The organism is Candidatus Rhodoblastus alkanivorans (assembly GCF_022760755.1).
In the GTDB taxonomy this organism is placed as follows: domain Bacteria; phylum Pseudomonadota; class Alphaproteobacteria; order Rhizobiales; family Beijerinckiaceae; genus Rhodoblastus; species Rhodoblastus alkanivorans.
This window is the reverse complement of the sequence record NZ_JAIVFP010000001.1, coordinates 3,657,154-3,674,682: the sequence shown is the minus strand read 5'-3', so window position 1 is coordinate 3,674,682 and position 17,529 is coordinate 3,657,154. Positions and strand designations below refer to the sequence as shown.

Sequence of the window (17,529 nt, the reverse complement as noted above, 5' to 3'; positions counted from 1 at the left end):
TGACGCCGCGGCGGGATTTTGCCGAACAAGCGCAGTCCTCACTCAATGCCGAGTTCCTGCTCGCGGCGGTTCGCGGCATAGCGAAAACGCTCTTCGATCGCTTTGGGGTTGGAAAGGAATTCCGCCTCGCCATTGGCCAAAGCTTCGAGCACGATCCGGCCTTCCTCTTCGGTCAGCGCGACGCGGCCGGCCATATAGGCCGCCTCGGGCATGACCTGGAAAATTTTGGCGCGGTTGGGATGGTCCTTCACCGGAATCAATTCGACCGCTTCGAGCTTGCCGCCCAGCGTGATCGCCTGGCCGGTCACCTCGACCTTGCGGCCATCCTGCGTTGTCTTCACCAGAGTCGCCATGGACGAAAACCTTCCTCCGAAAACCTTCCTCAATGAGGCGGACGGCGGGCGGGCGCGCCGCTCGGCCATCCGACGAAAATCAGTCCTGAGCCGCCAGCGCATAGCCCGGCTTCGGCTTGGAATTGTAGTAATCGGGACGCTCCGGCCAATCGCCGACGGTTCCGAATTTGAACGCCTTCACCACCACCGGCGCGCCGGGCGAAACCGAGACTTCGCCGAGCTTGACCTCGCGGCTTCCAGGGCCGACCGAGAAATCGGCGACCACCGTGCCGTCGGCCTTGCAGGCGCGGGCGAAGCCGGGGGTGCCGACATGGGCGGCGGCGACAGAGGCTTCGACGAAAGCCGGGGTTTCGAATTCGCCGTCGGCGGCGCCGAAGGCGGGAGTCGCGAAGGTGAAACTCACCAGAGCGCTCGAAAATTCGACCGGAATGTCGGCGCTGATCGGGCGCGCGACCGAATAGATTGTCAAAGTGCCGCCATCAAGCAAGGCCTTGATGTCGTCCGTGGACAGATCGGCGAAAGCGGAAGCGAGGTTCATTCCCATCTCCTGTTGTAACCCTCGTGCGACAGCATCAAAATCTGTGCCAATCTCGGTGTTACCGGACGCGGCCTGTCGGGAACAGCGGCGCGAGCGTCGGCATCGCGACTAAGTTGTCGCCTTTTGTCAGGGTGTCGGAAAATCTGCGCGAATCTTGCTTGGGACGCGCGGAGACCAGACGGAGGACGACATGGTGGAAACGGCGATCGTCGGCGGCGGCTTGTGCGGCTTGGCCCTTGCGGCGCAATTGGCGCGGCGGGGGCGGGATTTCGAACTGTTCGAGGCCCGTCAACGCTGGGGCGGGCGCATCCTGTCGGTCGATTGCAAATTGTCGGGCCACGCGGTCGATCTCGGCGCGTCATGGTTCTGGCCGGACCGCCAGCCGCTGCTGACGGCGCTGCTCGGCGAACTGGGCCTGGAGAGCTTCGCCCAGTTCGACGACGGCGCCGTGCTGCGGCTGAACGAGGCGGACGCCACGCCGGAACGGATCGATGTCGCGGGCGGCGTGCATGGCGGCGCCCGGCGCGTGGTCGGCGGCGCCCAGAAAATAGTCGAAGCCTTGCGCCGATTGCTGCCGCAGGAGCGGCTTCATCTCGATTGCCAGATCAGGGGCATCCGCGACGGCGACGATCATGTCGTGCTCACGATCAATGAAGCGGGCGCGACCCGCGTGGTCGAGGCGGATCGCGTCGTTTTGGCGTTGCCGCCGCGTCTTGCCGAGGAGCGCATCATCTTCGCGCCGGGTCTCGACGGGTCGATGCGCCAGGTCATGCGCGACGCGCCGACCTGGATGGCGGCGCAGGCCAAGGCGGTGACGACTTTCGCCGCGCCGGCATGGCGCGAGGCGGGGCATTCCGGGAACGCCTTCGTCAGCCACGAACAGGCGGTGTTCGACGAGATTTTCGACGCCAGCGATCCGCGCGGCGGCGAAGCCGCGCTTGGCGGCTTTTTGGCCATGGGCCCGGAATTGCGCGAGGCCTTTCGCGACGGCCTGCCCATGCTGATGCAAAGCCAGTTCGAACAGGTGTTCGGCGGCCTGCCCGATGGCCGCGAGCATTTCTATCAGGACTGGGCCAAGGATGCCGAAACCTGCAGTGCGCTCGACCGCGAGCGCGGCCGCGAGGAGCAGCGCTCAGCCGCCAATCCGCTGCTGCGGCGCGCGTTGTGGCAGGGGCGTCTACATCTTGGCGGCTCGGAGACGGGATCGATCCAGGCTGGCTATATGGAAGGCGCGCTGGAGGCGGCCCAGCGCATCGCGCGCGACATTTTTCGCGACACGGCCCCCGAGGACGATGCGGCGCTGCGCCAGGGCGAAAATGCGAATGACGCCAGCCTGCGCCGCTTTACGGCCTGGGTCGAGCGCAAGGCGCCAGGACTTCTGGACGACTACCGCCGCCGGCTCAACGCCAGTCTTGCGAACCAGGCGCGTGACCAATTGACCCAGCGCGCGATGCTCGGCTCTGTCGAGGCCTTTTTCGCCCAGGCTCTCGCCAGGGTCGAAAGTCTGCCCTTCGATGTGCGCGGCGTCGCGGTCGAGAAGGGCCGCAGCGCCTTGACGCCGCTGGCGCAAGAACCGTTCGGCGGCGTGCTGAAGCAGTTTTTCGACGATGTCGCGGCATTCAACGCCACGTCCTGCGCTTTGTCGAATTTTCCCGACGAACATAGGCTTGCGCGGGAATATGTTCAGGTGATCATGCGCGACGTCGCCGCCGCCTGGACCGAATTTTCACTGGCGCTGAACACCCGTTTCCTCGGCGAAGTCGAGGCGCAGGACGGCGCCGCCGCCTGAATCATGCAAGGAGTAGCGAAACTTATGTCCGATGTCGCTTATGTGATCTGCGCCCTCGACGATATTCAGAGCCAGCGCGCGCAGGGATTCGATCTCGCCGTCCTCGATGAGGCGGGCGAGGAGAAGAATTTCCCGATCGTGGTGGTGCGCTGGGGCAAGCAGGTTTTTGGCTATGTCAATTCCTGCCCGCATCACGGCGCGCGCCTCGATTGGGAGCGCGAGCAGTTTCTCGATCCGACCGGCCTGCGCCTGATGTGCGGCAAGCACGGCGCGCTGTTCGAGCTGGGCACCGGACGCTGCTCGGCTGGTCCCTGCAAGAACGACCATCTCAAGCCGGTGGAATTGCAGGTGATCGACGGCGACATCTGCATCACTGGCGTCAGCCTGGCCGAGGAGGAGGACGAGGACGAGGACGAGGCGGACGCCAGCAGTGTCGAGGCGTGATTGGAAAGGTGTCGAGGTGCGATTGGAAAACGGCGCGCCGCCGCGCGCATGACTCCGAAAAGCGGGAACCGCTTTTCGGAAAAGATCACGCTCAGACAGAACAATAACGCGGGAGGCGTTTCCACGGAAACGCCTCCTCTTTCCGTGCGAACGGCGCGCCGCCATCCGCCGAAATCGCAGCAAATCAGACCGGGCGGTTTTCGTTGCGGTTCTTGACAGGCTCGGCGCGCGACAGCGCGTCGGAGAGGGAAAGCGTTTCAAAGGTTTCCTTGGCCTCGACCAGTTTGTCGAGCACGAATTGCAGCTTGCCCCCGGCGTCGAGCTTCTTGTAGTCGTTCTTATCGAGGCCGCAGAAGTCGTTGACTTCCTTCCAGACCGTGGATTCGTCGCAGGGCAGGATGGTGAAGGTCACGCCGTCGACCTCGACGGTATATTTGGCGAGCAGGTCGATGTTGTTGACGAAGATGAAATAGGTGCCTTCCGGCGCCAGCAGCGGCAGGACGACTTTCTTGAAGGCGTCGAAATAAGCGAAATCGTGCAGATAGCCGACCAGGATTTCGATTTTGCCCGCGCCTTCCTTGGCCACTGAGAGAATCTGTTCGAGCTTGAATTCCGGCGGGCGCGCCTCGTCGGCGAGCTGCTGCTGGAACTCCAGCGCGAAGTCGCCGCGGAAGCCGAAATAGCCGGGCTTGCCGGTCGGGCCCTTGAAGGTCGCGTTGAGCAGCCGCTTCTCCTTCTCCAGGCCGGCGAAGGCGGTGGATTCGATCGATGTCATTGTCATTCTCCGCTTGAAAAAACTGTTCGCGTCTCCGCGCGCCAACCCGTCATGCAAATGATCTGCCGCTTTTTGCGCCACAAATTGTCTGGCCTGAACCCTGCTTGTCGCAATCCATTGGCTCCAAGTAAACGGAAGGCGACAAGGGCATGAAGCTTCACATCGCGCGCCCTTATGTCGAGGCTCTGGCTGCGGATTTTCCCGAGCTCGAATCCCTCAAGGCGCAATTGCTGTTCGGCGACAAGGTCGAGATTCCTTTCCAGCAGCTGTCCGGCGCGCAGGTCGATCGCCTGCATGACCTCTATGGCGAGGCTGGCCCGCCGATGCAGAGCGCGCGCGCGCAGCTTGCGACCTTGCGCGACGCTTTCGAGGGAAGCGGAGCGCGTTTCGCCGCCGACGATCTCGAATCGGTGGTTCCGGCCATCGCGAGCTTCCTCATCGACGGCGCCCAGCGCGGCTGGCTGTTCGCCATGAATGTCGGCGGGCGGCCGTTGCCCTATGTCGTCGCGCGCATCGATTACACCCCGCCGTCCAACGACGAGACGGGGCGCATCTTCGTCGAGCTCAAGGCCAATTCCAAAGGCGAGCTGACGACCGTCCAGGTTCGCATCATGGCCGGCGATATCGCGGGCAGGACGGTGGCGGAAATTTTCGCGGGAAAAGGCTTTCTGCGCGAGACGCCGGAACTGATCGCGGCCTATGACGCCAACGCCGAGAATTATTTCGAATGGCGCGCGCATTATGGCGCGCAATTCGCCGGCAGCGGGCTCGGCTTTTTCGCCGAGGACCCCTCGTCCTCCCATCGCAGCAATGATTGGACGCGCAAGGACACGGTCATTCTGTCGTCAGGCGGCAATCCGGCGCGGCTCGTCAATGACGAGAGTCTGCTGGCCAATCGTGCGCTCACGCTCGAACTTACCGGCGACATTTTCGGCAATTATCTGCGCAAGGCGGCCAAGAGCAATCTCTACGCGGAGGAGGACGAGGTCGCGGCGGCCCGGGCCAATATCGGCAAGGATCTGTTCCGTCAGATCCCGGTCCATCCCTTCATCCTGATGTTCCATCTCGACCTCCATCATTACGTCTGGGCTCATGTCGAGGACATCGAACCCTATGTTTATCAGCCGGACCTCAAGCAGAAGCTGGTTCTGCCCGAGGAGCAGACCGATCTGATCGACATTCTCACCGCTGAGATGGATGTGCTGATGGACGATATCGTCGCCGGCAAGTCCGGCGGCACGACCGTGCTCTGCGCCGGCCCGCCGGGGGTCGGCAAGACTTTGACGGCCGAAGTCTATTCCGAGATCGTCAAGCGCCCGCTCTATCGCGTTCATTCCGGCCAACTCGGCCTCAATGTCGCGGCGATGGAGACCTCGCTGAAAGAGGCTCTGCTGCGCGCCCAGCGCTGGGGCGCGGTGATGCTGATCGACGAGGCCGACGTCTATATCAAGCGTCGCCAGGACGACATGACCATGAATGCGGTCGTCGGCGTGTTCCTGCGCGTGCTGGAATATTTCAACGGCCTGCTCTTCCTCACCACAAACCGGATCGACGACATCGACGAGGCGATCGTGTCGCGCTGCATCGCCCTGATCCGCTTTCATTCCCCGGACGCCGAGGCGCGTACGCGCATCTGGAAGGTGATGTCGGAGCAATTCGCCTTGAGCCTCGACGAAAAGCTGATCTCGACGCTGGTCGAGTTCTACCCGCAGACCAGCGGACGCGACATCAAGGGGCTGGCCAAGCTCGTTTCGAAATATTGTCGCCATCGCGACACGCCGCCGGACCTCGGCGTGTTCAAGCGTTGCGCGATCTTTCGCGGCCTCGACCAAGCGGCTGCATCATGACCATGCGCCATTGTCGGCTTGCCGACAATGGCGCGCCGCCGCCATTAGGAGTTCGAATAAAAACAAGATCGAAAGCGGCGTCAGGCCATTGGCGCGGGTCTTGCTAATCCTTTGAGCGAAACGTCTTGCATTCTGGAGGACCAGCAATGATCCAACTCACCGACAGCGCCATCAACGCTGTCCGCAACGCCATCAAGGGGGCGTCGGAGCCTGTCCAGGGCTTGCGTCTCAAAGTCGAGACGGGCGGCTGTGCGGGCAACAAATATATGATGGGTCTGGTGAAGACTCCGGAAGAGAATGACGAGGTCGTCGAGCGCGACGGCGTCAAGGTTTTCGTCGAGAGCGCCAGCCGCGAGCTTCTTGCCGGCGTCACCATCGACTTCGTCGTCGCCATCGAGGGCGCCGGCTTCACATTCGAAAATCCCAACGCCACGCATTCTTGCTCCTGCGGCAAGAGTTTTGGCTGATCTTTGCCGCAAGGAGAGGGTAGATGACGATGCAGACCGATGTTTCTGTGGCCAAGTCCTCCACGGCGCCCGAGAGCGAACGCATCCGGTTGATCCGCGAGGCGATCGAGGAAGTTCGTCCCGCCTTGAAGCGCGATGGCGGCGACTGCGAGCTGATCTCCGTCGAAGGCAATAAGGTCAATGTCAGGCTGACCGGCGCCTGCGTGTTCTGCAAGCTGGCCAGCGCGACGCTCGAAGGGATTCAGGCGAAAGTGGTCGAGGCGCTTGGTGAGTTCGTCCGTGTCGTGCCCGTTCCGATGGGCTTCCGCCCGGGTCATTGAGCGCGATCATGTCCTTGGCCGCCACATCACTTGATAGAGGCGCTGAAGTGGGATCTTCCGCCAGCCTGTGGAAAATGTGGCGCGAGGATCTCGGCTGCGTCAAGGCGCGCGATCCGGCCGCCCGCAACACCCTTGAAGTGGCGCTCACCTATCCGGGTGTTCACGCCATCATCTGGCACCGCCTTGCCCATCGCCTGTGGCGGTCGGACTTCAAATTCCCCGCGCGGTTCATTTCCTGGTTCGCGCGGGTCGTGACCAATGTCGATATTCATCCCGGCGCAACCATTGGCCACGGATTCTTCATCGACCATGGCGCCGGTGTGGTGATCGGCGAAACCGCCGAGATCGGCGACAATGTGACAATGTATCATGGCGTGACGCTGGGCGGCGTGAGTTGGTCGCAGGGCAAGCGCCATCCTACGATCGAGGATGGCGTGCTGATCGGGGCGGGCGCGAAAATTCTGGGGCCGATCAAAGTCGGCGCCGGCGCGCGGATCGGCGCCAATTCGGTGGTGGTCGAGGAAGTGCCGCCCGGCGTGACGGCGGTCGGAATCCCGGCGAAGGTGGTGAAGGCCGCGTTGCCGCGGAACGCCGCCGGCGCCCGGGTCAATCTCGACCATCATCTCATCGCCGATCCGGTCGGCGAAATCTTGTCGCTCCTGCTCGACCGCGTCGATTTTCTGGAGGCGCGGCTCAATCACACGCAGCGCCGTCTGAAAAAGACGGGCGCCCGAAGCGACGAGCGAGTGGAGGGATAGATTATGAGCGTATTGCAGGATCTGGGCAGACTGTCTTCGGCCGAAGACTTCTTCAACTATCTCGACGTGCCGTTCGAGCCCACCGTCGTCCATGTTTCGCGTCTGCACATTCTGCGGCGCATGGGCCAATATCTCAAGGGCAGCGAGGTCGATGGGGCTTTCGACGGTCTCGGCGACGACGAGATCAAGGCTCAGTGCCGCGCGCATCTCGAACAGGCCTATCAGGACTTCATTGCTTCGACGCCGATTCAGGAGCGCCTGTTCAAGGTGCACAAGGAGGCTATCGAGCCGAAGCTGGAACCGGCTGGCAATTTCGTGCCGTTGGATTCCCTCAAGGTGATCTGACGATCCGGTCGGCGACGCGACAGGGCGATATCCGCCGGCCCCGACAACGGGTCTTGGAGGAGAAGATGACTTCCGTCCTTTGTTCGATGCGGAATGGAATGAGCGGCGCTCATGGAGCGGCGTCCAGGACCGGCCTGCGTGACGGAGGCCGGGGCGATCCGGAGCGTCGCCGCAATGGCTAGGGCGGACGCGACGATTCTTCCCCCCATGCCCGCTCTGTCGTGCCGGGCGGATGTCGCCTTGCGCGGCATTTACGAGATTTCCAAAGTTTTGGGGGCGCCTGGGCGGCTTGACGAGGTGCTGGCGCAGGTTCTCGACCTGCTCGCAAGTTTCGTCGATCTGCGCCGTGGGGTCATCGCCTTGATCGACTCTTTCGGCGAGGTCAGGCCGGTGGTCGGCCTGGGCGGATTCTCGGCGCGGCCGGGCGGCGCCCGCCTGCCGGAGCGCGCCATCGGCCGCGTCGTCACCACGCGGGCGCCGGTGATTGTGGAAAACGTCGACGGCGACGCCGATTTCGCAGCCTGGCCGGCCGGTCCTTCAGGCGCGCGCCAGGCGGTGATCGCGGCCCCGATCTTCGATCGCGGCGAGGTCATCGGGCTCCTCGCGATCGACCGCCCTTCGACGGCAAGCTATCGCGTGGCGACCGACGACGACGCGCGCTTCCTCGGCATGATCGCCAATATGATCGGTCAGACCCTGCATCTCTATGATGTCGTCACGCGCGATCGCGAGCGGCTGATGGAGGACCAGCGCCGGCTCGAAAAGGAATCGCCGCGCCACGCGGAAATAAGCGGCGAGCAGGCCTTGATCGGCATTGTCGGCGCGAGCCGGGCCATCCGCGCGGTGTTCGACCAGATCAATGTCGTGGCGCGCACCCATACGACCATTCTGCTGCGCGGGGAATCCGGCACGGGCAAGGAATTGTTCGCCCGCGCCGCCCACGACCTCTCGCCGCGCAAGGATGGCCCCTTCATCCGTTTGAACTGCGCGGCGCTGCCCGAATCCATGCTGGAATCCGAGTTGTTCGGACATGAGAAAGGTTCGTTCACCGGCGCTGTCGGCCAGCGCAAGGGCCGGTTCGAACTGGCCGACAAGGGCACGCTTTTTCTTGACGAGATCGGCGAAATCTCGCCCGCCTTCCAGGCCAAATTGCTGCGCGTGCTGCAGGAGGGCGAATTCGAGCGGGTCGGGGGAACGCGGACGGTCAAGGTCGATGTCCGTTTCGTCTTCGCGACCAACAAGAATCTCGAGGCGGCCGTCGAGCGCGGCGATTTCCGCGCCGATCTTTATTATCGCATCAATGTCGTGCCAATTCTGCTGCCGGCCTTGCGTGAGCGGCCCGAGGACGTGTCGCTGCTGGCGCAGGAATTCCTCCGCCGGTTCAACGAGGAAAACGGCGCCCGCAAGCGCCTGACCCCGGCGGCGGTGCAGTTGCTGCAGGGTTGCAACTTCCCCGGCAACGTCCGCGAGCTGGAAAACTGTGTGCGCCGCACAGCGACCTTGTCGCATGGCGACGCCCTGGTCGAGGGCGATTTCGCCTGCACCGTCGGCGCCTGCCTGTCCTCGACCCTTTGGAAGGATTTTTCCGCGCCCAAGCCCCAGGACGCGTTCGGGGAGCGCCATGCGCCGCCGGCCGCGGTCGATTCCGCCCCGTTCGATGAGGGCGTGGCGCGGCGCGCGGCGATTGCGGCGGCCTCGCGCGCCGACGCCTTGCGGTCACGCGCGAGCGCGCGCGCCGCGCTTTCGAAAACGCCGGATCGCGACAGTCTGATCGATGCAATGGAAAAGGCCGGCTGGGTGCAGGCGAAGGCGGCGCGCCTCCTCAATCTGACGCCGCGCCAGATCGCTTACGCGCTCGCCAAACACAACATCCCGATCAAGAAATTCTGAAGCGTCGTGCGATTTGGCGGCCGGGCGCCCGGCCCCTTGTCGCATTGCCAACGCGGACGTTGCGAAACCTCCAAAGCGTCGCGGCGCGGCCCGAAAACCCTCGATTATAGGCTGGCACGCGCCTTGCTCGACTGGATGCGACGTTCGTCCGCGAGCCGGTTCGTCCCCAGGGCTCCCGACGCCGGTTGCGAACGCGCCAGGATTGAGGAGAGTTTTCGATGAGCTACAAGATCATCGCTTCGCAGTGCACGGGCTGCAGCCTTTGCGAATTCGAATGCCCCAACGCCGCGATCTCGATGAAGGGCGACACTTTCGTGATCGACCCCAAGAAATGCACCGAATGCGAAGGTCATTTCGACCATGCGAAGTGCGACGAGGTCTGCCCGGTTCCCGGGACCTGCGTGAAAGCCTGATTGCGCTCGGACGCCGGGCCGTTTGGTCCGGCTCCGGCAAATCGCGCCGGCTTTCTCGCCGGCGCGTTGTTTGAGAAACCGTCGCCGCCAAAGGAAGACATTATGAAGGTCATGATCCGACGCTCCGAGGATACCGGGCTCTCGATCTATGTTCCGAAGAAGGACCTCGAAGAGCCGATCGTCGAGTCGGAGTTCGAGACCCTCTGGGGCGGCTGGATCAAAATCGCCAACGGCTGGGTGCTCGAACTTCCCGAAATGGCGGCGGACACCCGCCTGCCGATCACCGTCAACGCCAAGAAGCGCGGCGAGGAGGATTGAACATGAACGCGGCGATCCTCGATCAGGACCTGATGCCGCCGCAGGAAGCGGAAAAGCTCGTCGCGACCCTTTCGGGCCGCCTGCGCGCCGGCGAAATCATTCCCTATGTCGGACCGGGCCTTGCGGCTTTGTCGACGCCTTCCGTCCCGCTGACGCCGGAGGATCTCGCCGCCTTCTTCGGAACCAAGGTGGCGCTGCCGCGCCGCGCCAAGGGCAACGCCTGGGCCGCCGGCCAGCATATCGAAAGTTTCAAGCATCGCTCGACCGTGACCGCGCTCATGGCGGAGGCTTTTTCCGCGCCGGTCGCGCCGACTCCCTTGCATGCTTTTCTCGCTTCGCTGCCGCTGCCGCTGATCGTGGATACATGGTATGATGGCGCTTTCCGCGCGGCGTTGGAAACGCGAGACGACTGGGGCGAAATCCAGGGCAATACCCGCGCCGGCGTCGGCGAGGATCGCTGGTATCGCTTCTATGACGCCAAGGAAAACGAGGCGAGCCGCGACGACGCCGAGGGCTGGAAGACAATCCTCTACAAGCCGCATGGCGGCGTTCAGCCGGCAAAGAATTTTTTGATCTCCGACGCCGATTATGTCGAGGTTCTCACCGAAATCGACATTCAGACCCCCATCCCGGACGTGGTCAAGAACCGCCGCGCCGAGCGCAGTTTCCTGTTCCTGGGCTGTCGGTTCCACGACCAGATGCTGCGCACCTACGCGCGCCAGATCAGCAAACGTTCCGCGGCGCCGCATTACGCCGTGGTCGATCGCGACCAGATGACGGCGAACGAGCGCCGCTTCTTCGCTTCGGAAGGCATCGTGCCGATCGCGCTGCCTCTGGCCCGCGTCTGCGATCTTCTCGTCACGGCGTGAATTCGCGCGCAATCCGCGTCACGCGAAGGGAGCCGCTTGCGGCTCCCTTCGCTTTTCCCGCCGCTCGGAAAAATACCTTGTCGGCTTTGCAACAGGTAGAAAAGTCCCCGAAAACGCTGTGCGCAAACCGACATGTGGCCACGTTGGATGTGCATAAGTTATTGAATAAATGGTGATAATTGACAGGAGCCGGTTCTGGCACATGCGTTGCTAATTTCAGGGCAGGGCAAAGCTTTAATGGCTTGAGCTGGAAGTTGAGAGAGGGTCGGACATGGATTCCACGGGACATCTTGAAACGGGCGCGTCCGCGACTGACGTCGATATGGACGCTGTCATGCAGCAGGTTGCCGAGCACAAGGGCTGCGGCACTTCGGGCGGCAGCGGCAAGGCGAGCTGCGGCTCGGGCGCGGGCGAGAACGACCTGCCTCCGGAAATCTGGGACAAGGTCAAGAACCATCCCTGCTACAGCGAAGAAGCGCATCACCATTACGCGCGCATGCATGTCGCGGTCGCGCCGGCCTGCAACATCCAGTGCAACTATTGCAACCGCAAATACGATTGCGCCAATGAATCGCGTCCGGGCGTCGTTTCCGAGAAGCTGTCGCCGGAACAGGCCGCGAAGAAGGTCCTGGCGGTCGCCTCGACCATTCCGCAGATGACGGTGCTCGGCATCGCCGGCCCGGGCGACCCGCTCGCCAATCCGGCCAAGACCTTCAAGACCTTCGAGCTGATCTCGAAGACGGCGCCGGACATCAAGCTGTGCCTCTCGACCAATGGTCTGGCGCTGCCCGATCACGTCGACACCATCGCGAAATATAACGTCGATCACGTCACGATCACCATCAACATGGTCGATCCGGAAGTCGGCGCGAAGATCTATCCGTGGATCTTCTGGAAACACAAGCGGGTCGAGGGCATCGAGGCGGCCCGCATACTCACCGAGCGCCAGATGCAAGGGCTCGAAATGCTGACCGAGCGCGGCATTCTGTGCAAGGTCAATTCGGTGATGATCCCCGGCGTCAACGACAAGCATCTTGTCGAGGTCAACAAGGCGGTCAAATCCCGCGGCGCCTTCCTGCACAACATCATGCCGCTGATCTCGGCGCCTGAGCATGGCACGGTGTTCGGCCTCACTGGTCAACGCGGCCCGTCCGCCCAGGAACTGAAGGCGCTGCAGGACTCCTGCGAAGGCGAAATGAACATGATGCGGCATTGCCGCCAGTGTCGCGCCGACGCCGTGGGTCTGCTGGGCGAGGATCGGTCGGAGGAATTCACCACCGACAAGATCATGGCGATGGAGGTCAATTACGATCTCGAAAGCCGCAAGGCCTATCAGGCTGCGGTCGAACTGGAGCGCGTCGCCAAGGTCGAGGCCAAGAAGGAAGAGCTTGAGACGCTCGCCGGCGTCGCCAGCGACATCAAGATCCTGACCGCCGTCGCGACCAAGGGCTCGGGCCTCATCAACGAGCATTTCGGCCACGCCAAGGAGTTCCAGATCTACGAACTCTCGACCTCGGGCGCGAAATTCGTCGGGCATCGCCGCGTCGACCTCTATTGCCAGGGCGGTTTCGGCGACGAGGACTCGCTCGAAACCGTGATCCGCGCGATCAACGATTGCCATGCGGTGTTTGTCGCCAAGATCGGCGGCTGCCCGAAGGGCGATCTCGCCAAGGCCGGCATCGAGGCCGTGGACGAATATGCCCACGAGTTCATCGAGAAATCGGCGATCGCCTGGTTCAAGGCCTATCTGGAAAAGGTCAAGAGCGGCGAAATCGTCCATGAGGAGCGCGGCGACGCCGTGATCCGTCAGGGCGCGCTGATCGCGACCGCCGCCGCCGCCGAGTGATGATGCGGCGCCCGCGGATCGTGCGGCGATCCGCGGGCGCGCCATCGCGCCGAATCCAGCGCAAGCGCGGAGAAAGGCGTTCCCGCCAGAGGCGTGGGGGCCCGATATGATTTCCGAACAACGAGGAATGAACCATGGCGTATAGAATCGTCTCGTCGCAATGCACGAGTTGCTCGGCCTGCGAGGCGGAATGTCCGAACGAGGCCATTTCGGAGAAGGGTGGAACCTTCATCATCGATCCGGCGAAATGCACCGAATGCATCGGCCATTTCGACACGCCGCAATGTGTCGCGGTTTGTCCGGTCGATGAAACCTGCGTCGTCGACAAGAATTATCCCCGTTATCAGGCTCCGTGAGGACGACGGCATGAATTTCGAAATTACCCCCAAGGCCGCGAAATTCATGCGGATGATGGTGATGGCGGATGGTGGTCAGGGAGCTGGCTTCCGGCTCTCTGTCAGTCCTGGCGGATGTTCGGGACTCGCAGCGGATATTTCCGTGAAGCCCGAGCCCGAGCCCGGCGACGCGGTGGTCGCGCATTCCGGCCTGAAGCTCTTCCTGCCGGCGGAAAGCCGCCTGCTGCTGCAAGGCGTCACGATCGACTTCGCCGAGACTCCGACCAGCACCGGCCTGGTGTTTTACGACCCCAAGGCCCCGGCGACCTGCGGCAGCAATGCGGGCTAGAGCATATTCCCAAAAAGTTGCAGACTTTTTGGATAAGAATATGCGTCAAAACAATGAACTAGAGCATTCTTCCGATTCGGAACGAACGGAAAATGCTCTAACGCGACTCGGTTGAACCAATGGCTGCGGCGCAACAACTGAGCAGGGAGTCTTCGTCCTTCGATGACGCCCTGCTTTCACATCCCCTGTTCGGCGGCGGTCTGCCGCCGCTGGCGGACCAGCATCTCGTTGAAGCCGGGCTGAATTATTCCGCCGACGGACTCGCCGAATATCATCTGAGCGAAGCGCAAAAAATCGCGCCCGATCATTTCGCTGTCTTGATCGGCTTCTATCGCTATTATTTCTACAAGGGGCGCCTGAACGAGGCGCTGGCCATTTCCAACATTTGCATGGCCAAGGCGGCGCGGGAGAAAAATTTCGCGACCGATTGGCGCGCGGTGCGCGCGAGCGACGCGCGCTTCGGCGATTACGACGACGTCATCGCCCGCTTTTTCATGTTCTGTCTCAAGGGCTACGCCTATTTGAACCTGCGGCTCGGCGACCTGGCGGAGGGCTGCGCGGCCGCCGAAAAATGTCTTGAGCTGGACGCCGGCGACAAGATCAACGCCGGTCTGCTTCTGGATATCGTCGCGCGTCAGGAGGCTGACGATGAATGACGACATCGAAGAGACCATCGACTGGCAGGGCAGTGAGGTCGATTGTGCGTCCTGTGCGCATTGCGACATGCTGGCGAGCGGCAAATGTCGGCTTTCGCACGCCTGCGTGAACGACCGTTACGCGCGGCGCATCGACCGTTTCTTCAACTGGAATCCCGGTCTCGCCAATCAATATGTGAGCCATCCCCATTTCGAGGTGCGCGCGATCGCGGCCAAGCACGCCGCGGTTTTCCTGCTGCCGCCTTTGCTCGACGATCCCGAAGAAACGGTGCGTTGGAACGCCGCGCGCCGGTTGCCGAAAAAGCACATTTTGAAATTGCGCGACGATCCGCATCGCGAAGTGCGAATCCGCATCGTCACTTTGCTCGACGATTCCGATCTGGTCCCGATGTTGCAGGACCGCGATTATTACGTCCGCCTTTCGGTGGCGCGGCGACTGGCGCCGGAGCTTCTGGAATGGATGCTGCATGACGAGGAGGCGGAAGTCCGGCGCGTGGTCGCCCAACGCATCCCGCCGGACTGGCTGATGCGCATGGCTGGCGATCCGGAGCCGCGGGTGCGGTTGGAAATCGTCCAGCGGCTTCCGGCCGAGAAGCTCGGCGAGATGCGCGGCGATTCCGACTGGCGCATCCGGCACGAAGTGGCGAGCCGGATCGCGCCGGAGGAGATCGGATCGCTGATCGCGGACGAGGACGAATTGGTGCGTGAGACCGCCTGCGCGCGGGCGTCGGGTGGCGAGAGGCGAAGGAAGGAGGGGCCATTATGAGCAATATCGTTCGCGACAGCGAAGTGGTCGAGCTGGATAAGCCAGCCTATTTCACCTTCGGCGACAAGGTTCTGGCCAAGCGCACGGTCCGCAACGACGGCACTTATGCGGGCAAGGAAATCGGCGAGATTCTTTGCCGCAAAGGCGAGGTCGGCTACGTCGTCAGCATCGGCACGTTCCTGCAGCAATTCTATATCTATGGCGTCGAATTCACGGACACCGGCCATCGCGTCGGCATGAAGCGCAAGGAACTGGAGCTGGCCGTTCCGCGCGACGAAATCGGCGATATCCCCTTGCCAGCGGAGTTGCCCGCATGATCGACCCGCGTGTGCCGAAATATCAATGGGGCCAGCGCGTGCGCTGCCTGATCGATCTAGTGAACGACGGCTCCTATCCCAACGCGCCCGAGGACGCTCTTCTGGCGGCCGCCGGCGCCGTCGGCGAGATCGTCCAGGTCGGCTCGCATGTCGATTCCAACACGCCCGTATATATTGTTGAATTTGAAGAGAAATATGTGATCGGCTGCGTCGAGGAAGAAATCGAGCTGGCGTGACGCGTGATGAGGCAGAGGGCGAAACATGGCGATCCAGGCGGAAGAATTGCAGGAAATCGAAACGCTGCTGACTGGCGCGGAAGCCGACGGTTCGGTTCTCGCCGCGCTGCGGCTGAAATTCCCGCATCTCAAATGGTCGCGCTGCGACGCCTCCGACGTGCTCGAGGAGCCCTATCGCTCCTTTCCCGCCTATGACCTTCATCTGATGGACGCGAGCAATCATTGCGTGGCGGTCGTCGCCGATCCGGCGGCCGCCAGCGGCGCCATTCTCGCGACGCGGAGCGTCACAAGATGACAGAGCCGGCTTACGAGCCCGACGAGATCGAGGACGAGGACGTCGAGTCGGTCCGCATTCCTCTGTCCGACCCGGACATGACGATGGATGAGTTGCAGGCGGTCGATTCCGTCCTGCGCACGTCGCGCGTTTCCAACGGCGCAACGGTCGCCGAATTCGAGGCGGCGTTCGCGGCTTATCTCGGCCGGCGTTACGCGATCGCGGTTCCGAGCGGAACGATCGGGCTCTTTCTCATTCTGATGGCCAAGGGAATTGGGCCCGGCGACGAGGTGATCGCGCCGAGCTTTTCCTTTCGCGAGACGGCGCAGGCCATCGCCGCCATCGGCGCCACGCCGGTCTTCGCCGATATCGATTACTGGTCCGGCGCGATGGTCGCGCCAAAGGCGGAAGCGAAGATTACGCCGAAAACGCGGGCGATTCTCGCCGCCAATCCCAACGGCCATCCGGCGGATTGGTCGAGCCTGCGCGAACTCGCCGACAAGGCCGGGCTGATGCTGATCGAGGATTCGAGCGAGGCGATCGGCTCGAAATACAAGGACCAATTGGTCGGGACATTCGGCGACGCTTCGGTTTTCGATTTCGCCCAGCCCATGCCGCTGACCTGCGGCGAGGGCGGCATGATCGTCACCGACGATCCGGACCTCGCCATGGCGATCAAGCGCCGCCGCGCCCATGCCCCGGAAGAGCGCGGATCGGTCGCGGTGACGACCGCGCCGGCGCTGCAATTGCAGATGAGCGACATCACCGCGGCGCTCGGCCTCGCGCAATTGCGGCGGCTGGAGGAGATCCTCGAAAAGCGGCTGACGATCGAGCATCTCTACAACAAATATGTTCAGTCGTTCGAGGGGATCAAGCCGCCCTATGTCGCGCCGGACGTGACCGAGGTTCATTGGTTCCTCTATGTCGTCCATCTCGGCACGCGCTTCTCCAAGTCAAGCCGCGACGCCATAGTGGACGATCTCGCGACCGAGCACGTCGAGGCGACGGGCTATTGCAATCCATTGCATCTCCAGCGGTTCTACGTCGATCGGGGCTGGCGGCGCGGGGATCTCTTCGTCACCGAAAAGGTCGCGGACCGTGCGGTGGCCTTGCCTTACCACTGCCATCTTACCGAAGGGCAGATCGAATTCATCGTCGCGACCATGAAGGACGCGTCGATCAATGTGGGAGCCGGCGCGGCGATTTATTGACGCTCGCGTCACCTGAAAATGAGAGGGAAATACGATGTCTTTGGTTACCTTGGCGCCTTCGGGAAAGTCAGTTGAAGTTGGTGAGGGAACGACCCTGCTGGCGGCAATCCTTCAGGCCGATCCCGACTTTCCGCATAAATGCGACGGCAACGCCCAATGCGGCTCCTGCCACATCTTCGTACTCGAAGGCCGCAAAGGAGTGACCAAGACCACCCGCGAGGAAAACGAAAAGCTCGACGCGATCGTCGGCGTCGGCTCCAAGTCGCGTCTCGCCTGCCAGGTGAAGGTGCTCGGCACGGAAAACATCAAGGTCGAAATTCTGAGCTTCGTCTGAAGCATCGCGCCGGCGAGAGGGCCGGGGCGACGAAAAAGCGCGACGCAAATATGCGCGCGCGAACCGTCGGGCGCGGCCC

General features: G+C 62.7%; 24 protein-coding genes. 21 read left to right on the top strand and 3 right to left on the bottom strand.

Annotated features, from left to right (window positions below; genetic code table 11):
• Nucleotides 1–38: 38 nt before the first annotated feature.
• The gene (locus K2U94_RS17065; protein ID WP_243068356.1) at nt 39–353 is read right to left on the bottom strand and encodes a hypothetical protein; all 315 of its coding nucleotides are present in this window, start codon (nt 351–353) and stop codon (nt 39–41) included.
• Between the two features lie 79 nt (nt 354–432).
• Nucleotides 433–891 (bottom strand): hypothetical protein, encoded by a 459-nt coding sequence (locus K2U94_RS17060; protein WP_243068355.1) that lies wholly within the window; start codon nt 889–891, stop codon nt 433–435.
• A 190-nt stretch (nt 892–1,081) separates the two neighbouring features.
• Here K2U94_RS17060 and K2U94_RS17055 point away from each other — a divergent pair, with 190 nt between their 5' ends.
• Nucleotides 1,082–2,680 carry a flavin monoamine oxidase family protein gene (locus tag K2U94_RS17055; protein WP_243068354.1) on the top strand — a complete coding sequence of 533 codons (1,599 nt, stop codon included), beginning with the start codon at nt 1,082–1,084 and terminating at the stop codon, nt 2,678–2,680.
• Between the two features lie 24 nt (nt 2,681–2,704).
• Nucleotides 2,705–3,124, top strand: a complete 420-nt coding sequence (locus K2U94_RS17050) for a Rieske (2Fe-2S) protein (protein ID WP_243068353.1) — start codon at nt 2,705–2,707, stop codon at nt 3,122–3,124.
• A gap of 184 nt (nt 3,125–3,308) precedes the next feature.
• Here the strand turns inward: K2U94_RS17050 and K2U94_RS17045 are convergent, their stop codons facing one another.
• Nucleotides 3,309–3,899, bottom strand: coding sequence for a hypothetical protein (locus tag K2U94_RS17045; RefSeq protein ID WP_243068352.1), 591 nt, complete (start codon nt 3,897–3,899; stop codon nt 3,309–3,311).
• Between the two features lie 149 nt (nt 3,900–4,048).
• Here K2U94_RS17045 and K2U94_RS17040 point away from each other — a divergent pair, with 149 nt between their 5' ends.
• The 19 genes from K2U94_RS17040 to K2U94_RS16950 all read left to right on the top strand — a co-directional run bounded on the left by K2U94_RS17040 (nt 4,049) and on the right by K2U94_RS16950 (nt 17,450).
• A complete protein-coding gene (locus tag K2U94_RS17040; RefSeq protein ID WP_243068351.1) occupies nt 4,049–5,746 on the top strand; it encodes an AAA family ATPase in 1,698 nt (565 codons plus the stop codon).
• A gap of 146 nt (nt 5,747–5,892) precedes the next feature.
• Nucleotides 5,893–6,213: a HesB/IscA family protein gene (locus K2U94_RS17035; protein ID WP_243068350.1), complete on the top strand. Its 321-nt coding sequence runs from the start codon at nt 5,893–5,895 to the stop codon at nt 6,211–6,213.
• A gap of 29 nt (nt 6,214–6,242) precedes the next feature.
• Nucleotides 6,243–6,533, top strand: a complete 291-nt coding sequence (locus K2U94_RS17030) for a NifU family protein (RefSeq protein WP_243068904.1) — start codon at nt 6,243–6,245, stop codon at nt 6,531–6,533.
• A gap of 8 nt (nt 6,534–6,541) precedes the next feature.
• Entirely contained in the window at nt 6,542–7,291 is a 750-nt protein-coding gene (cysE, locus tag K2U94_RS17025) for a serine O-acetyltransferase (RefSeq protein ID WP_243068349.1), read from the top strand.
• Nucleotides 7,292–7,294: 3 nt separating this feature from the next.
• On the top strand, nt 7,295–7,636 hold the full coding sequence (gene nifW / locus K2U94_RS17020) for a nitrogenase stabilizing/protective protein NifW (protein WP_243068348.1): 342 nt from the start codon (nt 7,295–7,297) through the stop codon (nt 7,634–7,636).
• Between the two features lie 174 nt (nt 7,637–7,810).
• Nucleotides 7,811–9,526, top strand: coding sequence for a nif-specific transcriptional activator NifA (nifA, locus tag K2U94_RS17015; protein WP_243068347.1), 1,716 nt, complete (start codon nt 7,811–7,813; stop codon nt 9,524–9,526).
• A 218-nt stretch (nt 9,527–9,744) separates the two neighbouring features.
• A complete protein-coding gene (locus tag K2U94_RS17010; RefSeq protein ID WP_243068346.1) occupies nt 9,745–9,939 on the top strand; it encodes a 4Fe-4S dicluster domain-containing protein in 195 nt (64 codons plus the stop codon).
• A gap of 102 nt (nt 9,940–10,041) precedes the next feature.
• Entirely contained in the window at nt 10,042–10,257 is a 216-nt protein-coding gene (nifT, locus tag K2U94_RS17005) for a putative nitrogen fixation protein NifT (RefSeq protein ID WP_243068345.1), read from the top strand.
• A 2-nt stretch (nt 10,258–10,259) separates the two neighbouring features.
• A complete protein-coding gene (locus tag K2U94_RS17000) occupies nt 10,260–11,126 on the top strand; it encodes an SIR2 family NAD-dependent protein deacylase (protein ID WP_243068344.1) in 867 nt (288 codons plus the stop codon).
• A gap of 322 nt (nt 11,127–11,448) precedes the next feature.
• Entirely contained in the window at nt 11,449–12,972 is a 1,524-nt protein-coding gene (gene nifB / locus K2U94_RS16995; protein ID WP_425332556.1) for a nitrogenase cofactor biosynthesis protein NifB, read from the top strand.
• A 134-nt stretch (nt 12,973–13,106) separates the two neighbouring features.
• Entirely contained in the window at nt 13,107–13,328 is a 222-nt protein-coding gene (locus K2U94_RS16990; RefSeq protein WP_243068342.1) for a 4Fe-4S binding protein, read from the top strand.
• 10 nt (nt 13,329–13,338) lie between these two features.
• Nucleotides 13,339–13,656, top strand: a complete 318-nt coding sequence (locus tag K2U94_RS16985) for a HesB/IscA family protein (protein ID WP_243068341.1) — start codon at nt 13,339–13,341, stop codon at nt 13,654–13,656.
• A gap of 119 nt (nt 13,657–13,775) precedes the next feature.
• A complete protein-coding gene (locus tag K2U94_RS16980) occupies nt 13,776–14,312 on the top strand; it encodes a tetratricopeptide repeat protein (RefSeq protein ID WP_243068340.1) in 537 nt (178 codons plus the stop codon).
• Nucleotides 14,305–15,078, top strand: a complete 774-nt coding sequence (locus tag K2U94_RS16975; protein WP_243068339.1) for a 4Fe4S-binding leucine-rich repeat protein — start codon at nt 14,305–14,307, stop codon at nt 15,076–15,078. Before K2U94_RS16980 ends, K2U94_RS16975 begins: the two co-directional genes overlap by 8 nt.
• Nucleotides 15,075–15,395 carry a nitrogen fixation protein NifZ gene (locus K2U94_RS16970; protein ID WP_243068338.1) on the top strand — a complete coding sequence of 107 codons (321 nt, stop codon included), beginning with the start codon at nt 15,075–15,077 and terminating at the stop codon, nt 15,393–15,395. The genes K2U94_RS16975 and K2U94_RS16970 overlap by 4 nt, the downstream gene beginning before the upstream one ends.
• Nucleotides 15,392–15,631, top strand: coding sequence for a nitrogen fixation protein NifZ (locus tag K2U94_RS16965; RefSeq protein WP_243068337.1), 240 nt, complete (start codon nt 15,392–15,394; stop codon nt 15,629–15,631). Before K2U94_RS16970 ends, K2U94_RS16965 begins: the two co-directional genes overlap by 4 nt.
• A 25-nt stretch (nt 15,632–15,656) precedes the next feature.
• Complete coding sequence (locus tag K2U94_RS16960; protein ID WP_243068336.1) at nt 15,657–15,926, top strand: DUF6129 family protein; 270 nt, start codon at nt 15,657–15,659, stop codon at nt 15,924–15,926.
• Complete coding sequence (locus K2U94_RS16955) at nt 15,923–17,116, top strand: DegT/DnrJ/EryC1/StrS family aminotransferase (RefSeq protein WP_243068335.1); 1,194 nt, start codon at nt 15,923–15,925, stop codon at nt 17,114–17,116. The genes K2U94_RS16960 and K2U94_RS16955 overlap by 4 nt, the downstream gene beginning before the upstream one ends.
• A gap of 34 nt (nt 17,117–17,150) precedes the next feature.
• Entirely contained in the window at nt 17,151–17,450 is a 300-nt protein-coding gene (locus K2U94_RS16950; RefSeq protein WP_243068334.1) for a 2Fe-2S iron-sulfur cluster-binding protein, read from the top strand.
• Nucleotides 17,451–17,529: the final 79 nt, after the last annotated feature.